Here is a 16,716-nt window from a genome sequence, read left to right as displayed (position 1 = left end):
GAGATCATGCCCGTCGTACACGTTGCTTTGCCGGTCCCCCTCGCCCGCACCTTCGACTATCTGCTGCCGCCCGGCATGCAGCCGGTGGCCGGCGCGCGCGTGGGCGTGCCCTGGGGCAGGCAGCATGCAATCGGCATCGTCACCGGCTGCAGCGACACCAGCGAACTGCCGCTGGACAAGCTCAAACCGATCGACAGCGTGATCGACACCGAGTCGCTGTTCTCTCCCAGCCTGTGGCGCATCCTGCGCTGGGCCAGCGATTACTATCACTATCCCATCGGTGAAGTGCTGTTCCATGCGCTGCCGATCCTGCTGCGCCAAGGCAAACCGGCCGAGGCCGCGCCGCTGTGGCAGTGGTTCGCCACCGAAGAGGGGCGCGCCACGCCGCCCGAAAGCCTGAAACGCGCGCCGAAACAGCAGCAGGCGCTGGCGGCGCTGTTGCAACGCCCGGTCTATCGCCATCAAGTCAGCCAGCTTGAGCTGACGGAAAGCGCTCTACAGGCGCTGCGCGCCAAAGGGCTGATCGACCTGCGTGCTCAGGTCGCGGCCACGCAGGACTGGCGCCCCAATTTCGCGGTGCTTGGCGAGCGGCTGCGGCTGAATACCGAACAGGCCACCGCCGTCGGGGCGATCAGAAGCGAGGATGAGCAGTTCGCCGCCTGGCTGCTGGCCGGGGTCACCGGCTCCGGCAAGACCGAGGTGTATCTCAGCGTGCTGGAGAACGTGTTGGCCAAAGGCCGGCAGGCGCTGGTGCTGGTGCCGGAAATCGGCCTGACGCCACAAACCATCGCCCGCTTTCGCGAGCGCTTCAACGCGCCGGTGGACGTGCTGCACTCCGGACTGAACGACAGCGAACGGCTGGCGGTTTGGCTGCGCGCGCGCAGCGGCGAAGCCGCGATCGTCATCGGCACCCGCTCGGCGCTGTTCACGCCGTTCCGGCAACTGGGCGTAATCATCATCGACGAAGAGCACGACAGCTCTTATAAACAGCAGGAAGGCTGGCGCTACCATGCCCGCGATCTGGCGGTGTTTCGCGCCCGGGAAGAGGACATCCCGATGGTGATGGGCTCCGCCACGCCGGCACTGGAAACGCTGCACAACGTGCAGCTGGGCAAATATCGCCAGTTAAAGCTCACCCAGCGCGCGGGCAACGCCAAACCGGCGGCGCAGCATCTGATCGATCTGAAAGGTTTGCCGCTGAAGGTCGGCCTGTCGCAGCCGCTTTTGAAAAGCATGCAGCACCATTTAAAAGCCGGCAATCAGGTGATGCTGTTCCTCAACCGCCGCGGCTATGCCCCGGCGCTGCTGTGCCACGAATGCGGCTGGATCGCCGAGTGCCAGCGCTGCGATCACTATTACACCTTCCACCAGCATCAGCGCCAGCTGCGCTGCCACCACTGCGACAGCCAGCGGCCGGTGCCGCACCAATGCCCGCAGTGCGGCTCCACCCACCTGGTATCAGTCGGCGTCGGCACCGAGCAGCTGGAGCAGGAGCTGGCGCCGCTGTTCCCCGACACGCCGATCACCCGCATCGATCGCGACACCACCAGCCGTAAAGGGGCGCTGGAGCAGCACCTGGCGGATATTCATCGCGGCGAAGCGCGCATTCTGATCGGCACGCAGATGCTGGCCAAGGGCCACCATTTTCCCGACGTCACGCTGGTGGCGTTGCTGGACGTGGACGGCGCGCTGTTCTCCGCCGACTTCCGCTCCGCCGAGCGTTTCGCTCAGCTCTATACCCAGGTCTCCGGGCGCGCGGGCCGAGCGGGCAAACAGGGTGAAGTGCTGCTGCAAACCCACCACCCGGAGCACCCGTTATTGCAGGTGCTGCTGCAACAAGGTTACGACGCCTTCGCCAAACAGACGCTGGCGGAGCGCAACAGCGTGTTTCTGCCGCCCTACACCAGCCACATCATCGTGCGCGCCGAAGATCACGATAACCAACAGGCCCCGCTGTTCCTGCAGCAGCTGCGCAACCTGCTGGAAGCCAGCCCGCTGAAGGACGATTCGCTGTGGGTGATGGGCCCGGTGCCGGCGCTGCAATCCAAACGCGGCGGCCGTTTCCGCTGGCAGCTGCTGCTGCAGCACCCGACGCGGCGCGTCCTGCAACAGCTGATGAAAAGCTCGCTGCCGCTGATCGGCACCCTGCCGCAAACGCGCAAGGTGAAATGGACGCTGGATGTCGATCCGATCGACAGCTGATCCCGGAAAAGTCCGATTTAGCTGCCGTCATGCAAACGTTTACCCTTTAAATTGCGAGCGAACGCTAAAAAACCTTCTCAGGTCACATTTTTTATGCAAATTAGGTAACAAAGGCGGGGCGTATTCTGTTTAGAATGTCTGCGAGGGCAAATTTTGTCGCCACATCGCAGCGCGACGGAGTGCCCGAACGCGAGTGGCGCTCAATGACAACAATCTCGCCACCGCATGCCGGACATTGTGAGCAAACAGCAGTAGTGGCGTCGGCATGGGGCTGACGCAAGGAGAAAGGCGTTGGAACACAAGAAAGAGTTATCCATGGCGACCATGAAAGACGTCGCCGAAATGGCGGGCGTTTCAACGGCTACCGTATCGCGTGCGCTGATGAACCCGGAAAAGGTGTCAACGCCAACGCGCCAGAAAGTGGAACAGGCCGTGCTGGCCGTAGGTTATTCTCCTCATGCTCTGTCACGCAATATCAAACGCAACGAATCCCGCACCATCCTGGTGATCGTGCCCGACATCTGCGATCCGTTTTTCGCCGATGTGATCCAGGGGATCGAACAGACCGCGGCCCAACAAGGTTATCTGGTGCTGATCGGCGACTGCGCGCAGCAAAATCAGCAAGAGCGCACCTTCGTCAATCTGATCATCACCAAACAGATCGACGGTATGCTGCTGCTGGGCTCCAACCTGCCGTTTGACGCCAGCAAGGAAGAGCAGCGCAACCTGCCGCCGATGGTGATGGCCAACGAGTTTGCCCCTGAGCTGGAACTGCCGACGGTGCACATCGACAACCTGACCGCCGCCTTTGAAGCCGTGCATTATTTGCATCAATTGGGCCACCGGCAGATCGCCTGCGTCGCCGGGCCGGAACAGATGCCGCTGAGCCATTATCGGCTGCAGGGTTACGTTCAAGCGCTACGTCGTAATGGCATTACCGTCGAAAGCAGCTATATTACCCGGGGTGATTTTACCTACGAAGCCGGCGCGCAAGCGCTGACGGCGCTGATGGCTCAGCCGAAACCGCCGACGGCGGTGTTCTGCCACAGCGACGTCATGGCGATCGGCGTGCTGTCCCAGGCGAAGAAAATGGGGCTGCGGGTTCCGCAGGATCTGTCGATCGTCGGCTTTGACGACCTCAAGCTGGCGCAGTATTGCGATCCGCCGCTGACCACGGTGGCGCAGCCGCGCTTCCAGATCGGCCAGCAGGCGATGTTGCTGCTGCTGGAGCAGTTGAACGGCCAGACGGTGGCCAGCGGCTCCCGGCTATTGGACAGTGAATTGATTATCAGAGGCAGCACCGCTGCCCCGAAACGCTAGTCAAATATTTTAGGGTTCAGTAACATGACGGACTTATCCTCTCATCAGGACACAGCGGAATAATAGTGGCACAAAAAGACTATGTAAGCCGTGGGCGCGCAGCAGGAGCTAAGCGCAAAACCCCCAGCCGTAAAAAACGCAGTTCTCCGAAGGTTTCCAAAACCGTGCTGGCGTTAGCCGTCGCGTTGCTGGTTGTCTTTGTCGGTGGCCTCTATTTCATTACGCACAACAAGCCGGAAGACGCGCCGTTGTTGCCTGCGCACACCACTCGCCCGGGCAACGGCCTGCCGCCGAAGCCGGAAGAGCGCTGGCGCTATATCAAAGAGCTGGAAAACCGCCAGATCGGCGTGCAAACTCCGACCGAACCGACGGCCGGCGGCGAGCTCAATTCCAAAACTCAGCTGACCGCCGAACAGCGGCAGTTGCTGGAACAAATGCAGGCCGACATGCAGCAGCGCCCGACGCAGCTGAACGAAGTGCCGTATAACGATCCGGGCCAGGCCAACGCGCGCAGTAACCGCCAGCAGCAGCAGATGCAACAACAGCAAATGCAGCAGCAGCCGGTACAGCAACAGCAGCAGGTCACTCAGCCGCCGCGCAACCCGTTCAACAACGGGGCCACCACCGCGCCGGTGCAGCAGCACCAGCAGCCGAAGCCGGCCACCCAGCAACCGGTGCAGGTGAAACAGCCTGAGCCGAAGCCGCAACCGAAGCCGGAGCCCAAACCGGAAGTGAAACAGGAAACGGCCAAGCAGGACACCAAACCGGAATCGAAACAGAAGTGGATGGTGCAATGCGGTTCGTTCCGCGCCACCGATCAGGCTGAATCCGTGCGTGCGCGCCTGGCGTTCGAGGGCATCGAAAGCCGCATCACCGCCGGCGGCGGTTGGAATCGCGTGGTGCTCGGCCCCTACAGCAGCCGCGCCGCAGCGGACAAAACCCTTTCGCGCCTGAAGGGCGTCGGCATGTCGAGTTGCATTCCCCTCTCCGTTGGGGGTTGAAAAGCGTCAATCCCCCCCCATCTATACTCTCAATATGCCTCGTAGCGTCTGCGAAAGCAGGCGCTGCGGGGACTTCTTTCCGTCTTTAACGAGGGTCTGCTCGTGACAACAATTGTAAGCGTACGCCGCAACGGCCAGGTCGTCATCGGTGGTGATGGCCAGGCAACCCTGGGTAATACGGTGATGAAGGGTAACGTCAAGAAAGTGCGTCGCCTGTATAACGACAAAGTGATCGCCGGTTTCGCCGGTGGCACCGCTGACGCCTTCACGCTGTTTGAACTGTTTGAACGCAAACTGGAAATGCATCAGGGCCACCTGGTGAAAGCCGCCGTCGAGCTGGCGAAAGACTGGCGCACCGACCGCATGCTGCGCAAGCTCGAAGCGCTGCTGGCGGTCGCCGATGAAACCGCCTCGCTGATCATCACCGGCAACGGCGATGTGGTGCAGCCGGAAAACGATCTGATCGCCATCGGCTCCGGCGGCCCGTACGCCCAGGCCGCCGCCCGCGCCATGTTGGAAAATACCGAACTGAGCGCCCGCGACATCGTTGAGAAATCTCTCAACATCGCCGGCGACATCTGTATTTACACCAACCATTTCCACACCATTGAAGAATTGCCTTCCAAAGCGTAAGGATCGAATACCATGTCTGAAATGACCCCGCGCGAGATCGTCAGCGAACTGGACAGCTATATCATTGGCCAAAACAAGGCCAAACGCGCTGTCGCCATTGCCCTGCGCAACCGCTGGCGCCGGATGCAGCTCAACGAGATGCTGCGTCACGAAGTGACCCCGAAAAACATTCTGATGATCGGCCCGACCGGCGTCGGTAAAACCGAAATCGCCCGCCGTCTGGCGAAGCTGGCCAACGCGCCGTTCATCAAGGTTGAAGCCACCAAGTTCACCGAAGTGGGCTATGTGGGCAAAGAAGTGGACTCCATCATCCGCGATCTGACCGATGCCGCCATCAAAATGGTGCGCATGCAGTCGATCGAGAAAAACCGCACCCGCGCCGAAGAGTTGGCCGAAGAGCGCATTCTCGACGTGCTGATCCCGCCGGCCAAAAACAACTGGGGCCAGCCGGAAGAAAATCAGGAACCGTCCGCCGCCCGCCAGGCATTCCGCAAGAAACTGCGCGAAGGCCAGCTGGATGACAAAGAGATCGAAATCGATCTGGCCGCCGCGCCGATGGGCGTGGAAATCATGGCGCCTCCTGGCATGGAAGAGATGACCAACCAGCTGCAGTCGATGTTCCAGAACCTCGGCGGCCAGAAGCAAAAACCGCGCAAGCTGAAGATCAAAGAAGCCTTCAAGCTGCTGGTGGAAGAAGAAGCCGCCAAGCTGGTGAACCCGGAAGAGCTGAAAGAGCAGGCGATCGAAGCGGTTGAGCAGCACGGCATCGTGTTTATCGATGAGATCGACAAAATCTGTAAGCGCGGCGGCCAAAGCTCCGGTCCGGATGTCTCGCGCGAAGGCGTGCAGCGCGATCTGCTGCCGCTGGTGGAAGGCTGCACCGTGTCCACCAAGCACGGCATGGTGAAGACCGACCACATCCTGTTCATCGCTTCCGGCGCGTTCCAGACCGCCAATCCGTCGGATCTGATCCCGGAACTGCAGGGCCGTCTGCCGATCCGCGTTGAGCTGCAGGCGCTGACCACCGAAGACTTCGAGCGCATCCTGACCGAGCCGAGCGCGTCGCTGACCGAGCAGTACAAAGCGCTGATGGGCACCGAAGGCGTCAACATCGAGTTCACCGCCGACGGCATCCGCCGCATCGCCGAAGCCGCGTGGCAGGTCAACGAAAGCACCGAGAACATCGGCGCGCGTCGTCTGCACACCGTGCTGGAGCGTCTGATGGAAGATATTTCCTACGATGCGAGTGAAATTAATGGCCAATCCATTACAATTGATGCGGATTACGTGCGCAGTCATCTGGATGAACTGGTGGCGGATGAAGATTTGAGTCGTTTTATCCTATAATCGCTCAATCATTGTCTTGTCAGTCATCTGTGTGGGAGGCATTGCCTCCCACAATTATTTCTAACGGACACAGAAGCGAAACATGAGCTCATCAACCCCCACCACCCCGATTTCCGCCTGGCTGGAAAGTCTACGCCCCCGCACCCTGCCGCTGGCCTTTGCCTCCATCGTGGTCGGCTCGGCAATCGCCGCCTGGCACGGTAGCCTGAAACCGGAAGTAGCGCTCCTGGCGCTGTTGACCGCCGGCCTGCTGCAGATCCTCTCCAACCTGGCGAACGACTACGGCGATGCGGTCAAAGGCAGCGACAAAGAAGATCGCATCGGGCCATTGCGCGGCATGCAGAAAGGCATGATCACCCAGGCGCAGATGAAACGGGCGCTGGTGGTGACGGTGGTGCTGATCGCCCTCGCCGGCTGTTCGCTGATCGCCGTCGCCTGTGAGCAACCCAGCGACGTGGTGGGTTTCCTGGTGCTGGGCGGGCTGTCCATCGTGGCGGCCATCACCTACACCGTCGGCAACAAGCCCTACGGATATTTGGGGCTGGGCGATATCTCGGTGCTGGTGTTCTTCGGCTGGCTGAGCGTGGCCGGCACCTACTATCTGCAGACGCACACCTTCGACAGCGTCGTGATGCTGCCGGCCACCGCCTGCGGCCTGCTGGCGACGGCGGTGCTCAACATCAACAATCTGCGCGATATCGAAAGCGATCGCGAAAACGGCAAGAATACGCTGGCAGTGCGTCTCGGCCCGCACAAGGCGCGCATTTACCACGCCCTGCTGCTCGGCGGCGCGGTGCTGTGTTTCGCGCTGTTCACGCTGTTCAACCTCCACAGCCCGTGGGGTTGGCTGTTCGTGCTGGCGATCCCGCTGCTGGTGCGCCACGGCCTGCGCGTGCTGCGCGATCCGACGCCGGTCGGCATGCGGCCGATGCTGGAGCATATGGTCAAGGCGGCGTTGCTGGCCAACCTGCTGTTCGCCATCGGCGTGGCGCTCAGTTAAAAACTGATGATTTTGCCAACAGGGCGAATAAAGGGATATACTGAACATTCCTGCGGCAAACAGACGTAAAATCCTATGAAATACGATACTTCCGAACTTTGCGACATCTATCATGAAGAGGTGAACGTTGTTGAACCTCTGTTCTCCAATTTTGGCGGGCGTACTTCATTTGGCGGGCAGATCACCACGGTGAAATGCTTTGAGGATAACGGCCTGTTATTCGATCTGCTTGAAGAAAACGGCCGCGGCCGCGTGCTGTTGGTCGACGGCGGCGGTTCGGTACGCCGGGCGCTGATCAACGCCGAACTGGCGCGCCTGGCCGCCCAGAACGAATGGGAAGGCATCGTGGTGTACGGCGCGGTGCGCCAGGTGGACGATCTGGAAGAGCTCGACATCGGCATTCAGGCGATGGCGGCGATCCCGGCGGGTGCCGTAAGCGAAGGCGTGGGCGAAAGCGATATCCGCGTCAACTTCGGTGGCGTCACCTTCTTCTCAGGCGACCACCTGTATGCCGACAACACCGGCATCATCCTCTCCGAAGACCCGCTCGACATCGAGTGATTTTCGGACATGAAAAAGGGCGCCTCAGGCGCCCTTTTCGTTGCTGCATGGCGTAAGGAATCAAACCTCTTCCATTTTGCCCAGCAGCGCGCGCAGGCGATCTTGCCATACGTGCTGTTCTTCTTTCAGCTGTTGGTTTTCACGCACCAGCGCTTCGTGGTTGCCGGAGGCAGCCTGAACTTCCTGCGACAGAGAGTTGTTTTTGTCTTTCAGCTCTTCAATTTCCATCTGCAACAAGGTGATGGTATCAATCGCCTGCTGTACTTTTGCTTCCAGTTTCTCAAATACTTCAAATGACATGCTTCAGTCCCCTCATGATAGCAAGGCGTACATCTATAAGTAGCGGCCGCAACGTCGGCTGCAGCTACTGCGAATATTGCATCGCGCTCAGTGACGCGCGCCGTTACGAAAGGCGCGCCGGTCTCGATTCGTTAAAAACGATTGTAAGTAGCCAGTCTCCGCCTGTCTAGCAACATACCGGATCATCGCGCAGTCTGTTGCAATTTTCCTGCCCTCGCCATCAGCAAAAACTGAAAATCCCCATCGCCGCCGCCGCGAGTTGTTAACGCCCCTCGCTAAACCACTGGTCAGATCACACTTTTATGGCTCAGAAAGAACACTAAACGACGCGAAATCGCTCAATTTTATGACGCGCCACACACATTTTGATTTCGCTATTTCTCGTTTATGTTCGTTAACGATAAATTTACATCACGTCCTCATTCAATAATTGGACGAGATGAAAAAACTGTGCCCATAGGTCAGATGTATACCTGGCTGAGCCTATAAACCAACAACCGCCGTTTTGCAGGACACCAACATTATGAGCCAAACCACCAGTCCGACATTAAAAGGCCAGTGCATCGCCGAGTTCCTCGGCACGGCGCTGCTGATCTTCTTTGGCGTAGGCTGCGTTGCCGCGCTGAAACTGGCGGGCGCCAGCTTCGGCCAGTGGGAAATCAGCATCATTTGGGGCCTGGGCGTCGCCATGGCCATCTATCTGACCGCCGCGATTTCCGGTGCGCATCTCAACCCGGCGGTCACCCTCGCCCTGTGGCTGTTCGCCTGCTTCGACGGGCGCAAAGTGGTGCCTTACATCATTGCGCAGGTCGCCGGCGCCTTCTGCGCCGCGGCCTTGGTCTACGGGCTGTACTACAATCTGTTCTTCGACTTCGAAGCGGCCCACCACATGGTGCGCGGCAGCAACGAAAGCCTCGAACTGGCCGGCATCTTCTCGACTTACCCTAACGCGCACATCTCCGTCGGCCAGGCCTTCCTGGTAGAAATGGTGATCGCTGCAATCCTGATGTGCCTGATCCTGGCGCTGACCGACGACGGCAACGGCATTCCGCGCGGCCCGCTGGCGCCGCTGCTGATCGGTATTCTGATTGCCGTGATCGGCGCCTCCATGGGACCATTGACCGGCTTTGCGTTGAACCCGGCGCGTGACTTCGGGCCGAAACTGTTCGCCTACCTGGCCGGCTGGGGCAAAGTCGCCTTCACCGGCGCACGCGACATCCCGTACTTCCTGGTGCCGATCTTCGCCCCTATCGTCGGCTGTGGCCTGGGCGCTTTCGGTTACCGCGCGCTGATTGGCCGCCACCTGCCGTGCGACGTCTGCGTGACGGAAGAAGAGCCTGACGCCAAGACCCAGCAGCGTAAAGCGTGATGGGTGCAGTTTTACACGGTTAACAACAGCAGGATAATTACCATGACTGTAGAAAAAAAATACATTGTCGCACTCGACCAAGGGACCACCAGCTCACGTGCCGTCGTGCTCGATCACGACGCCAACATCGTTGCAGTATCGCAGCGCGAATTCCCGCAGATCTATCCAAAGGCCGGCTGGGTTGAGCACGACCCAATGGAGATCTGGGCGTCGCAAAGTTCGACGCTGGTAGAAGTGCTGGCGAAAGCCGACATCAATTCCGATCAGATCGCCGGCATCGGCATCACCAACCAGCGCGAAACCACCATCGTCTGGGAAAAAGAGACCGGCAAGCCGATTTACAACGCCATCGTTTGGCAGTGCCGCCGCACCGCCGACATCTGCGAGAAGCTCAAGCGCGACGGCCTGGAAGAGTACATCCGTCACAACACCGGCCTGGTGGTTGACCCGTACTTCTCCGGCACCAAGGTGAAGTGGATCCTGGACAACGTCGAAGGCGCCCGCGAGCGCGCCAAGCGCGGCGAACTGCTGTTCGGCACCGTGGATACCTGGCTGGTGTGGAAAATGACCCAGGGGCGCGTACACGTCACCGATTACACCAACGCCTCACGCACCATGATGTTCAACATCCACGAACTGGACTGGGACGAGCGCATGCTGGAAGTGCTGGATATCCCGCGCGCCATGCTGCCGAAAGTCCGCCCGTCCTCCGAAGTGTACGGCCAGACCAACATCGGCGGTAAGGGCGGCACGCGTATTCCTATCGCCGGTATCGCCGGTGACCAGCAGGCGGCACTGTACGGCCAGCTGTGCGTTCAACCGGGCATGGCGAAGAACACCTACGGCACCGGCTGCTTCCTGCTGATGAACACCGGCAAAGAAGCGGTGCGCTCGAAAAACGGTCTGCTGACCACCATCGCCTGCGGCCCACGCGGCGAAGTGAACTATGCGCTGGAAGGCGCGGTGTTCATCGGCGGTGCGTCTATCCAGTGGCTGCGCGACGAGCTGAAACTGATCAGCGACGCCGCCGACTCCGAATATTTCGCCACCAAGGTGAAAGACAGCAACGGCGTCTATGTGGTGCCGGCCTTCACCGGCCTGGGCGCGCCCTACTGGGATCCGTATGCCCGCGGCGCCATCTTCGGCCTGACCCGTGGTGCCAACAGCAACCACATCATCCGCGCCACGCTGGAATCCATCGCCTTCCAGACCCGTGACGTGCTGGACGCCATGCAGGCCGACGCCAACACCCGCCTGCAATCGCTGCGCGTGGACGGCGGCGCGGTCGCCAACAACTTCCTGATGCAGTTCCAGTCCGATATTCTCGGCACCCGCGTAGAACGCCCTGAAGTGCGTGAATCGACGGCGCTGGGCGCGGCGTTCCTGGCGGGCCTGGCCATCGGCTACTGGAACGATCTGGATGAAGTGAAGAGCAAAGCGGTGGTTGAGCGTGAATTCCGCCCAAGCATCGAAACCACCGAACGCAACTACCGCTACAGCGGCTGGAAAAAAGCGGTGGCTCGCGCTCAGGCATGGGAAGATCACGAGTAATCCCGAAGCTGCCGTTTCGCCAACAAGCGCTGCCTGCGGGCGGCGCTTTTTTTTGCCTCGCCCTGCCGCCACCGCGCTGTGATAGACTTTGTCGATATTTTCCTCCCTTTCTCACAGACAGGTTTGCCATGAAACGTGAATTAGCCATCGAATTCTCCCGCGTTACCGAAGCCGCCGCGCTGGCGGGCTACAAATGGCTGGGACGCGGCGACAAGAACGCCGCCGACGGCGCGGCGGTCCACGCCATGCGCATCATGCTCAACAAAGTGGATATCGATGGGCGCATCGTGATCGGCGAAGGCGAGATCGACGAAGCGCCGATGTTGTATATCGGCGAGCAGGTCGGTACCGGTCAGGGCGACGCGGTCGACATCGCGGTCGATCCGATCGAAGGCACCCGCATGACCGCCATGGGCCAGTCCAATGCGCTGGCGGTATTGGCGGTGGGCGATCGCGGCACCTTCCTGCACGCGCCGGACATGTACATGGAGAAGCTGGTGGTCGGCCCGGCGGCGCGCGGCGCCATCGATCTCAACCGGCCATTGGCAGAAAACCTGCAGAACGTCGCCGAACGACTGGGCAAACCACTGTCGCAGCTGACGGTGATCGTATTGGCCAAACCGCGCCACGACGGCGTCATCGCGCAGATGCAGCAATTGGGCGTGCGAGTATTCGCCATTCCTGACGGCGACGTAGCGGCCTCCATTCTCACCTGCATGCCGGAAAGCGAGGTCGATGTGATGTACGGCATCGGCGGCGCACCGGAAGGGGTGATCTCAGCCGCGGTGATCCGCGCGCTGGACGGTGACATGCAGGCGCGTTTGCTGCCGCGTCATGAGGTGAAAGGCGACAGCGCCGAAAACCGCCGCATCGGCGAACAAGAGTTGGCCCGCTGCCGGGAGATGGGTATCGAAGCCGGCCAGGCGCTGCGTCTGGATCAGATGGCGCGCAACGACAACGTGATCTTCTCCGCCACCGGCATCACCAAGGGCGATCTGCTGGAAGGCATCAGCCGCCAGGGCAACATGGCCACCACCGAAACGTTGCTGATCCGCGGCAAGTCGCGCACCATCCGCCGTATTCGTTCGACCCACTATCTGGATCGCAAAGACCCGGCGCTGCACGAGTTTCTGCTGTAACGAAACAGGGCGCCGAATGGCGCCCTGATGATTGATGACAAACCTCATGCCCTTGCCGTGTTGGCAGAGAACAGCGAATAAAAAACAAGGAAAATCAATCTATTGATTTTCGGCTGATAACCACAAAGGGGAGAAAAACCCCGCTTTTTCTCCCCTTTGTCAACGGTATGAGGGCGCCGAATGGCGCCCTGTCGTTATGCGGTATGCCCCTGATGCTGCATACGATTGGACAGCGGCCACCAGCACAGCAGGATCAGCAGCGCCATCGCGAACATCAGCAAGCCGAGGCTGAACTGCCCGGTTTGCGGCAACATGGCGGACAGCCAGGTCGCCAGACCGGACCCCATGTTCTGCATCCCGCCCACCAGTGCGCCCGCCGCGCCGGCCAGGTAAGGGAACGGCTCCATCGCCCCGGTGGTCGCCAGCGGGAACAGCATGCCGGCGCCGAAGAAGAACAGCGCGGCCGGCACGATCAGCGTCCAGATGTTCATCACGCCGAACCAGCCCGGGATCCACATCATCGCCCCCGCCAGCAGGCAGCTAATCACCGAATGCCACATCAGCGTGTGGAAGGTCTTGCCGTCGCGCCCGGCGTACCAGGCGCCGAAAAACGCCGCCGGGATCGGCAGAATGAACAGGATGCTGACGGTCAGCCCACTCAGCCCCAACACGCCGCCCATCAACACGCCGCAGCTGGCCTCGAATACCGCAATCCCCGCCAGCGCGCCGATCAGCATCACCAGATAGCAGCTGAAGGTGCTGTCACCCAGCAGCTGGCGGAAACTGGCCAGCATGCGACGTTTTTCCGTTTGCACCGGGCGGGTTTCCGGCAGCCAGCGGAACATGGCGAAGGCGACGCAGGCGCACAGCGCCAGCAGGAAGGCGTAGCAGGCGCGCCAGCCGAACACCATCGCCAATGCGCCGCCGATCACCGGCGCCAGCAGCGGGCTAACCAAAATCCCCATGTTCAACAGGCTGTTGGCGTAGCGCAGGGCGGTGCCGGCATACAGATCGCGCGGCATGGTGCGCGCCATCACGCCCGCCACGCCGGTGCCCATGCCCTGAATCGCGCTGGCGGCAACCAGCATCGTCAGGTTGGTGGACAGCAGCGCGCCCAGCGCACCGACCAGGAAGATCATCATGCCGGTCAGGATCACCGGGCGGCGCCCGATACGATCCGATATCGGCCCGTAAATCAGCTGGGAGAAACCGTAGGTCAGCAGATACGCCGCCATCACCCGTTGCACGGCGCCGGTGCGAACCGACAGATCGTGGGCGATATCAGCAATAACGGGAACATAAATGGTTTGCGCCATCTGGCCGACGGCGACCAACAGGATAAGCATCACCAGCAGGTGAAAATTCTCTAGTTTTCTCATTATCTTCGTTAACGTTTCAACTCGTCACAGCGTCCCGGTATGGCCGTTGCAGCAGCCAGAACGGCGAGCAGCCCTCTATGGCGGCATAAACTAATCAAATCTGATTTTTTTAGCGAGTTTCAGGCAGATATTGATCCAGGTCACACTGGCAGCAAACCCGACCAGGCTCGTAAATTAAACTGTACGTCTAACGCTTTGGAGTTAAAAATAGCGCCCTTGCAGTAGCCGCGCTTTAGCATTTAATCGATAATTATTTTCATCAACTTGAAATAAAATAACACCATAGGGATTTGGTTCATGAAAACACCTGAGCTGATTTTATTGCAGTTAAAGGCTCTCGGCCCGCACTCGGCCAAAATGCTGGCGGAGCGTCTGGACATCACGCCGATGGGCATCCGACAACATCTGCAATCCCTGGAAAAACGTGAGTTGGTTTGTTACGAAGAAGCGCGCAGCAAGGTCGGCCGCCCGACGCGCTACTGGTCGCTGACAGCGCGAGGGCACGCTTTTGCGGCCGCCGATCAGGAACGGCTGCGGGCATCCGCGCTGCGGCTGTTTGGCGGCGCCGGCGTGGAACCGTTGCTGAACGCGCGCGAAGAGCAGCTTTATCTGCGTTATGCCGAAGAGCTGTCTGCCGAGCGCAGCCACCAAGAGCGGTTAGCCCGATTGGTGCGTCTGCGGCAACATGATGGTTACATGGCTGAATTGCTCGATCATCCGCACGGTGCGCTGTTGGTGGAAAACCACTGTCCGATCGGCGTGGCCGGTTCCAACTGCAGCAGCCTGTGCAATTCCGAGCTGCAGCTGTTTCACCGCCTGTTCGGCAACGACTACCGGATAGAGCGCACCACGCACGCCATTTCCGGCTCACGACATTGTGCTTATTTGATTCGACCACGGGAGCTTTAGAGTATGGCTGAATGGGTAAACGGCAAGGTTACGCAGGTAAAACAATGGACCGACGGGCTGTTCAGCCTGGTGGTCAATGCCCCCATCGATCCTTTCACCGCCGGGCAATTCGCCAAACTGGCGCTGGAGATCGACGGCGAACGAGTGCAACGCGCCTACTCCTACGTCAATGCCCCCGATGACGCCAACCTGGAGTTCTATCTGGTGACGGTGCCGGAAGGCAAACTGAGCCCGCGCCTCAATCAGCTGCGGCCAGGTTCGGATGTCATGGTGACTAAAGAAGCGGCCGGATTCTTCGTGCTGGATGAGGTGCCCGACTGCGACACGCTGTGGATGCTGGCGACCGGCACCGCCATCGGCCCCTATTTATCGATTCTGCAGCAAGGCGTCGGCCTGGAACGCTTTAACAACCTGGTGCTGGTGCACGCCGCGCGTTTTGCGCGCGATCTGAGCTACCTGCCGCTGATGCAGCAACTGCAGCAACGCTACAACGGCAAGCTGCGCATCCAGACCGTCGTCAGCCGTGAAGAGACGCCCGGTTCACTGACCGGCCGCGTGCCGGCGCTGATCGAGGACGGCCGGCTGGAAGCGGCGATCGGCTTGACCATCGACGCCGAAACCAGCCACGTGATGCTGTGCGGCAACCCGCAGATGGTGCGGGACACCCAGCAAACGCTGAAAGACCACCGCCAAATGCGCAAGCACCTGCGCCGCAAACCGGGCCACATCACCAGCGAGCACTACTGGTAACCCGAGGATCAGCGGAACTTCACCGGTTCGGCTTCCGGGCCGAACCGATTGTCTCCCGGCGTGCCGACGAAGGCGCCCAGATCGATAGTCATCATCACGATAATCAGCGTCGGGATGAAACGCCCGACGCCCCATTGCCAGATCGGCGCCAGCATTTGCCAGTTGCCCGCCGCCAGCATCCACGCCAGGATCAGCAGCAACGCCCACCAGCCGGCCTTGTTGCGATCGTGCAGACGTTTGACCAGCACCGCCGCCGTCGGCCAGAGCAGCGCCACGATGAAGAAGGCGATGGATTGGATGGCGATCAATTGATAATTGGCCAGCGTAAACGCCGCCGCCATCAGCACCAACCACAGCCCCATCCAGATCCAGAAGTCGCGCCGCCCGATGCGGCCCTTAAAAGAAAAACACCACTGTTGTAACGTCATCGATTCCTGCGCTCTAAGCCTGCCCATATTCTGCGCCGCAGTGTAACATAGGCGCTGCCGGGCCGAGTTTTCCGCCTTGCATAACGCGGCGCGCCGCACAGCTTTCTCGTCAGCGAACCGATAATGGCGTGGGATCTTTGACAAGGCCTGCGGGTTATCGCTTTAATCGGAGCCATCTTTGTCCTTGATGCCATACGCCATGCTGAGAAAAACCCTCGCCATCGCCTGCCTGCTGCAGGCCGCCGCCAGCGCCTGGGCCGAACCGCCCGCCGCCGAAGCGAAACCGACCGCGCCTTACCTGCTGGCCGGGGCGCCGACCTTCGATCTGACGGTGGTCAAGTTCCGCGAGAAATACAATCGCGACAACCCCAAGCTGCCGATTGGCGAATTCCGCGCCATTCCCGCCGCCGAAGACGATTCGCCGCTGCTGACGCGCGCCGCCAGTAAACTCAACGAAAACCTGTACGCCTCCACCGCACTGGAGAAAGGTACCGGTAAAATCAAAACGTTGCAGATCACGCATCTGCCGCTGCAGCAGGCCAATGAAGAAAAAGCCGCGCGCGCCATCGCCATCAACTACATGGCGGCGCTGATGCGTCAATTCGAACCGGCGCTGACGGTGGAACAGAGCCAGAACAAGGTGAACAGCCTGCTGGAAAAAGGCAAAGGATCGCGCTTTTACCAACAGCAGGTCGGCGCCATTCGCTATGTCGTCTCGGACAACGGCGATAAAGGCGTCACCTTCGCGGTTGAACCGATTAAGCTGGCGCTTTCCGAGCCGTAACGGCGCGGCATTTAATGACGAAAAGCAAAGCCTTCGCGCTTAA

At 60.3% G+C, this 16,716-nt stretch carries 16 protein-coding genes; 13 read left to right on the top strand and 3 right to left on the bottom strand.

The window, feature by feature from the left end; genetic code table 11:
* Window positions 1-6: 6 nt before the first annotated feature.
* From priA to rraA, 7 genes are all read left to right on the top strand, one after another.
* Window positions 7-2,202 carry a primosomal protein N' gene (gene priA, locus AC2CGI_RS22625; protein WP_004931080.1) on the top strand — a complete coding sequence of 732 codons (2,196 nt, stop codon included), beginning with the start codon at window positions 7-9 and terminating at the stop codon, window positions 2,200-2,202.
* A gap of 291 nt (window positions 2,203-2,493) precedes the next feature.
* Window positions 2,494-3,522: a DNA-binding transcriptional regulator CytR gene (gene cytR, locus AC2CGI_RS22620; protein ID WP_004931082.1), complete on the top strand. Its 1,029-nt coding sequence runs from the start codon at window positions 2,494-2,496 to the stop codon at window positions 3,520-3,522.
* A gap of 65 nt (window positions 3,523-3,587) precedes the next feature.
* Window positions 3,588-4,523: a cell division protein FtsN gene (ftsN, locus tag AC2CGI_RS22615; protein WP_015379415.1), complete on the top strand. Its 936-nt coding sequence runs from the start codon at window positions 3,588-3,590 to the stop codon at window positions 4,521-4,523.
* A gap of 102 nt (window positions 4,524-4,625) precedes the next feature.
* Window positions 4,626-5,156, top strand: coding sequence for an ATP-dependent protease subunit HslV (gene hslV / locus AC2CGI_RS22610; RefSeq protein WP_004931085.1), 531 nt, complete (start codon window positions 4,626-4,628; stop codon window positions 5,154-5,156).
* A gap of 12 nt (window positions 5,157-5,168) precedes the next feature.
* Window positions 5,169-6,503: an ATP-dependent protease ATPase subunit HslU gene (hslU, locus tag AC2CGI_RS22605; protein WP_004931086.1), complete on the top strand. Its 1,335-nt coding sequence runs from the start codon at window positions 5,169-5,171 to the stop codon at window positions 6,501-6,503.
* An 82-nt stretch (window positions 6,504-6,585) separates the two neighbouring features.
* Window positions 6,586-7,503, top strand: coding sequence for a 1,4-dihydroxy-2-naphthoate polyprenyltransferase (locus AC2CGI_RS22600; RefSeq protein ID WP_033636436.1), 918 nt, complete (start codon window positions 6,586-6,588; stop codon window positions 7,501-7,503).
* 75 nt (window positions 7,504-7,578) lie between these two features.
* Window positions 7,579-8,064 (top strand): ribonuclease E activity regulator RraA, encoded by a 486-nt coding sequence (rraA, locus tag AC2CGI_RS22595; RefSeq protein WP_004931090.1) that lies wholly within the window; start codon window positions 7,579-7,581, stop codon window positions 8,062-8,064.
* Between the two features lie 60 nt (window positions 8,065-8,124).
* Here rraA and zapB read toward each other — a convergent pair whose 3' ends face one another.
* A complete protein-coding gene (gene zapB / locus AC2CGI_RS22590) occupies window positions 8,125-8,364 on the bottom strand; it encodes a septal ring assembly protein ZapB (protein WP_004931092.1) in 240 nt (79 codons plus the stop codon).
* 523 nt (window positions 8,365-8,887) lie between these two features.
* Between zapB and AC2CGI_RS22585 the strand changes: the two genes are divergently transcribed.
* The 3 genes from AC2CGI_RS22585 (at window position 8,888) to glpX (ending at window position 12,423) form a co-directional block, all read left to right on the top strand.
* Window positions 8,888-9,733, top strand: a complete 846-nt coding sequence (locus AC2CGI_RS22585; RefSeq protein WP_015379417.1) for an MIP/aquaporin family protein — start codon at window positions 8,888-8,890, stop codon at window positions 9,731-9,733.
* A 42-nt stretch (window positions 9,734-9,775) separates the two neighbouring features.
* Window positions 9,776-11,284, top strand: a complete 1,509-nt coding sequence (gene glpK / locus AC2CGI_RS22580; protein ID WP_004931097.1) for a glycerol kinase GlpK — start codon at window positions 9,776-9,778, stop codon at window positions 11,282-11,284.
* Window positions 11,285-11,412: 128 nt separating this feature from the next.
* Complete coding sequence (gene glpX, locus AC2CGI_RS22575; RefSeq protein WP_016929713.1) at window positions 11,413-12,423, top strand: class II fructose-bisphosphatase; 1,011 nt, start codon at window positions 11,413-11,415, stop codon at window positions 12,421-12,423.
* A 194-nt stretch (window positions 12,424-12,617) separates the two neighbouring features.
* On the opposite strand, the gene emrD is transcribed toward glpX, so the two are convergent.
* Window positions 12,618-13,802 (bottom strand): multidrug efflux MFS transporter EmrD, encoded by a 1,185-nt coding sequence (gene emrD, locus AC2CGI_RS22570; RefSeq protein WP_004931102.1) that lies wholly within the window; start codon window positions 13,800-13,802, stop codon window positions 12,618-12,620.
* Window positions 13,803-14,099: 297 nt separating this feature from the next.
* On the opposite strand from emrD, the gene AC2CGI_RS22565 reads away from it, so the two are divergent.
* Window positions 14,100-14,711 (top strand): helix-turn-helix transcriptional regulator, encoded by a 612-nt coding sequence (locus AC2CGI_RS22565; RefSeq protein WP_004931104.1) that lies wholly within the window; start codon window positions 14,100-14,102, stop codon window positions 14,709-14,711.
* Window positions 14,712-14,714: 3 nt separating this feature from the next.
* Window positions 14,715-15,461 carry a ferredoxin--NADP(+) reductase gene (fpr, locus tag AC2CGI_RS22560; protein WP_004931107.1) on the top strand — a complete coding sequence of 249 codons (747 nt, stop codon included), beginning with the start codon at window positions 14,715-14,717 and terminating at the stop codon, window positions 15,459-15,461.
* A gap of 8 nt (window positions 15,462-15,469) precedes the next feature.
* Here fpr and AC2CGI_RS22555 read toward each other — a convergent pair whose 3' ends face one another.
* Window positions 15,470-15,889, bottom strand: coding sequence for a DUF805 domain-containing protein (locus AC2CGI_RS22555; RefSeq protein WP_004931108.1), 420 nt, complete (start codon window positions 15,887-15,889; stop codon window positions 15,470-15,472).
* 199 nt (window positions 15,890-16,088) lie between these two features.
* Here AC2CGI_RS22555 and AC2CGI_RS22550 point away from each other — a divergent pair, with 199 nt between their 5' ends.
* Entirely contained in the window at window positions 16,089-16,673 is a 585-nt protein-coding gene (locus AC2CGI_RS22550) for a DUF1454 family protein (RefSeq protein WP_021504458.1), read from the top strand.
* The last annotated feature ends 43 nt before the right edge of the window (window positions 16,674-16,716 follow it).

The organism is Serratia sp. LSHTC3 (assembly GCF_057197125.1).
This window is presented reverse-complemented; position numbering and strand designations above follow the sequence as displayed.

Coding starts and splice junctions, on each gene's coding strand:
- AC2CGI_RS22555 (WP_004931108.1), bottom strand. CDS start 15,889: ATGACGTTACAACAGTGGTGTTTTTCTTTTAAGGGCCGCATCGGGCGG.
- fpr (WP_004931107.1), top strand. CDS start 14,715: ATGGCTGAATGGGTAAACGGCAAGGTTACGCAGGTAAAACAATGGACC.
- emrD (WP_004931102.1), bottom strand. CDS start 13,802: ATGAGAAAACTAGAGAATTTTCACCTGCTGGTGATGCTTATCCTGTTG.
- hslU (WP_004931086.1), top strand. CDS start 5,169: ATGTCTGAAATGACCCCGCGCGAGATCGTCAGCGAACTGGACAGCTAT.
- zapB (WP_004931092.1), bottom strand. CDS start 8,364: ATGTCATTTGAAGTATTTGAGAAACTGGAAGCAAAAGTACAGCAGGCG.
- rraA (WP_004931090.1), top strand. CDS start 7,579: ATGAAATACGATACTTCCGAACTTTGCGACATCTATCATGAAGAGGTG.
- AC2CGI_RS22550 (WP_021504458.1), top strand. CDS start 16,089: ATGCTGAGAAAAACCCTCGCCATCGCCTGCCTGCTGCAGGCCGCCGCC.
- glpK (WP_004931097.1), top strand. CDS start 9,776: ATGACTGTAGAAAAAAAATACATTGTCGCACTCGACCAAGGGACCACC.
- priA (WP_004931080.1), top strand. CDS start 7: ATGCCCGTCGTACACGTTGCTTTGCCGGTCCCCCTCGCCCGCACCTTC.
- AC2CGI_RS22585 (WP_015379417.1), top strand. CDS start 8,888: ATGAGCCAAACCACCAGTCCGACATTAAAAGGCCAGTGCATCGCCGAG.
- AC2CGI_RS22565 (WP_004931104.1), top strand. CDS start 14,100: ATGAAAACACCTGAGCTGATTTTATTGCAGTTAAAGGCTCTCGGCCCG.
- AC2CGI_RS22600 (WP_033636436.1), top strand. CDS start 6,586: ATGAGCTCATCAACCCCCACCACCCCGATTTCCGCCTGGCTGGAAAGT.
- glpX (WP_016929713.1), top strand. CDS start 11,413: ATGAAACGTGAATTAGCCATCGAATTCTCCCGCGTTACCGAAGCCGCC.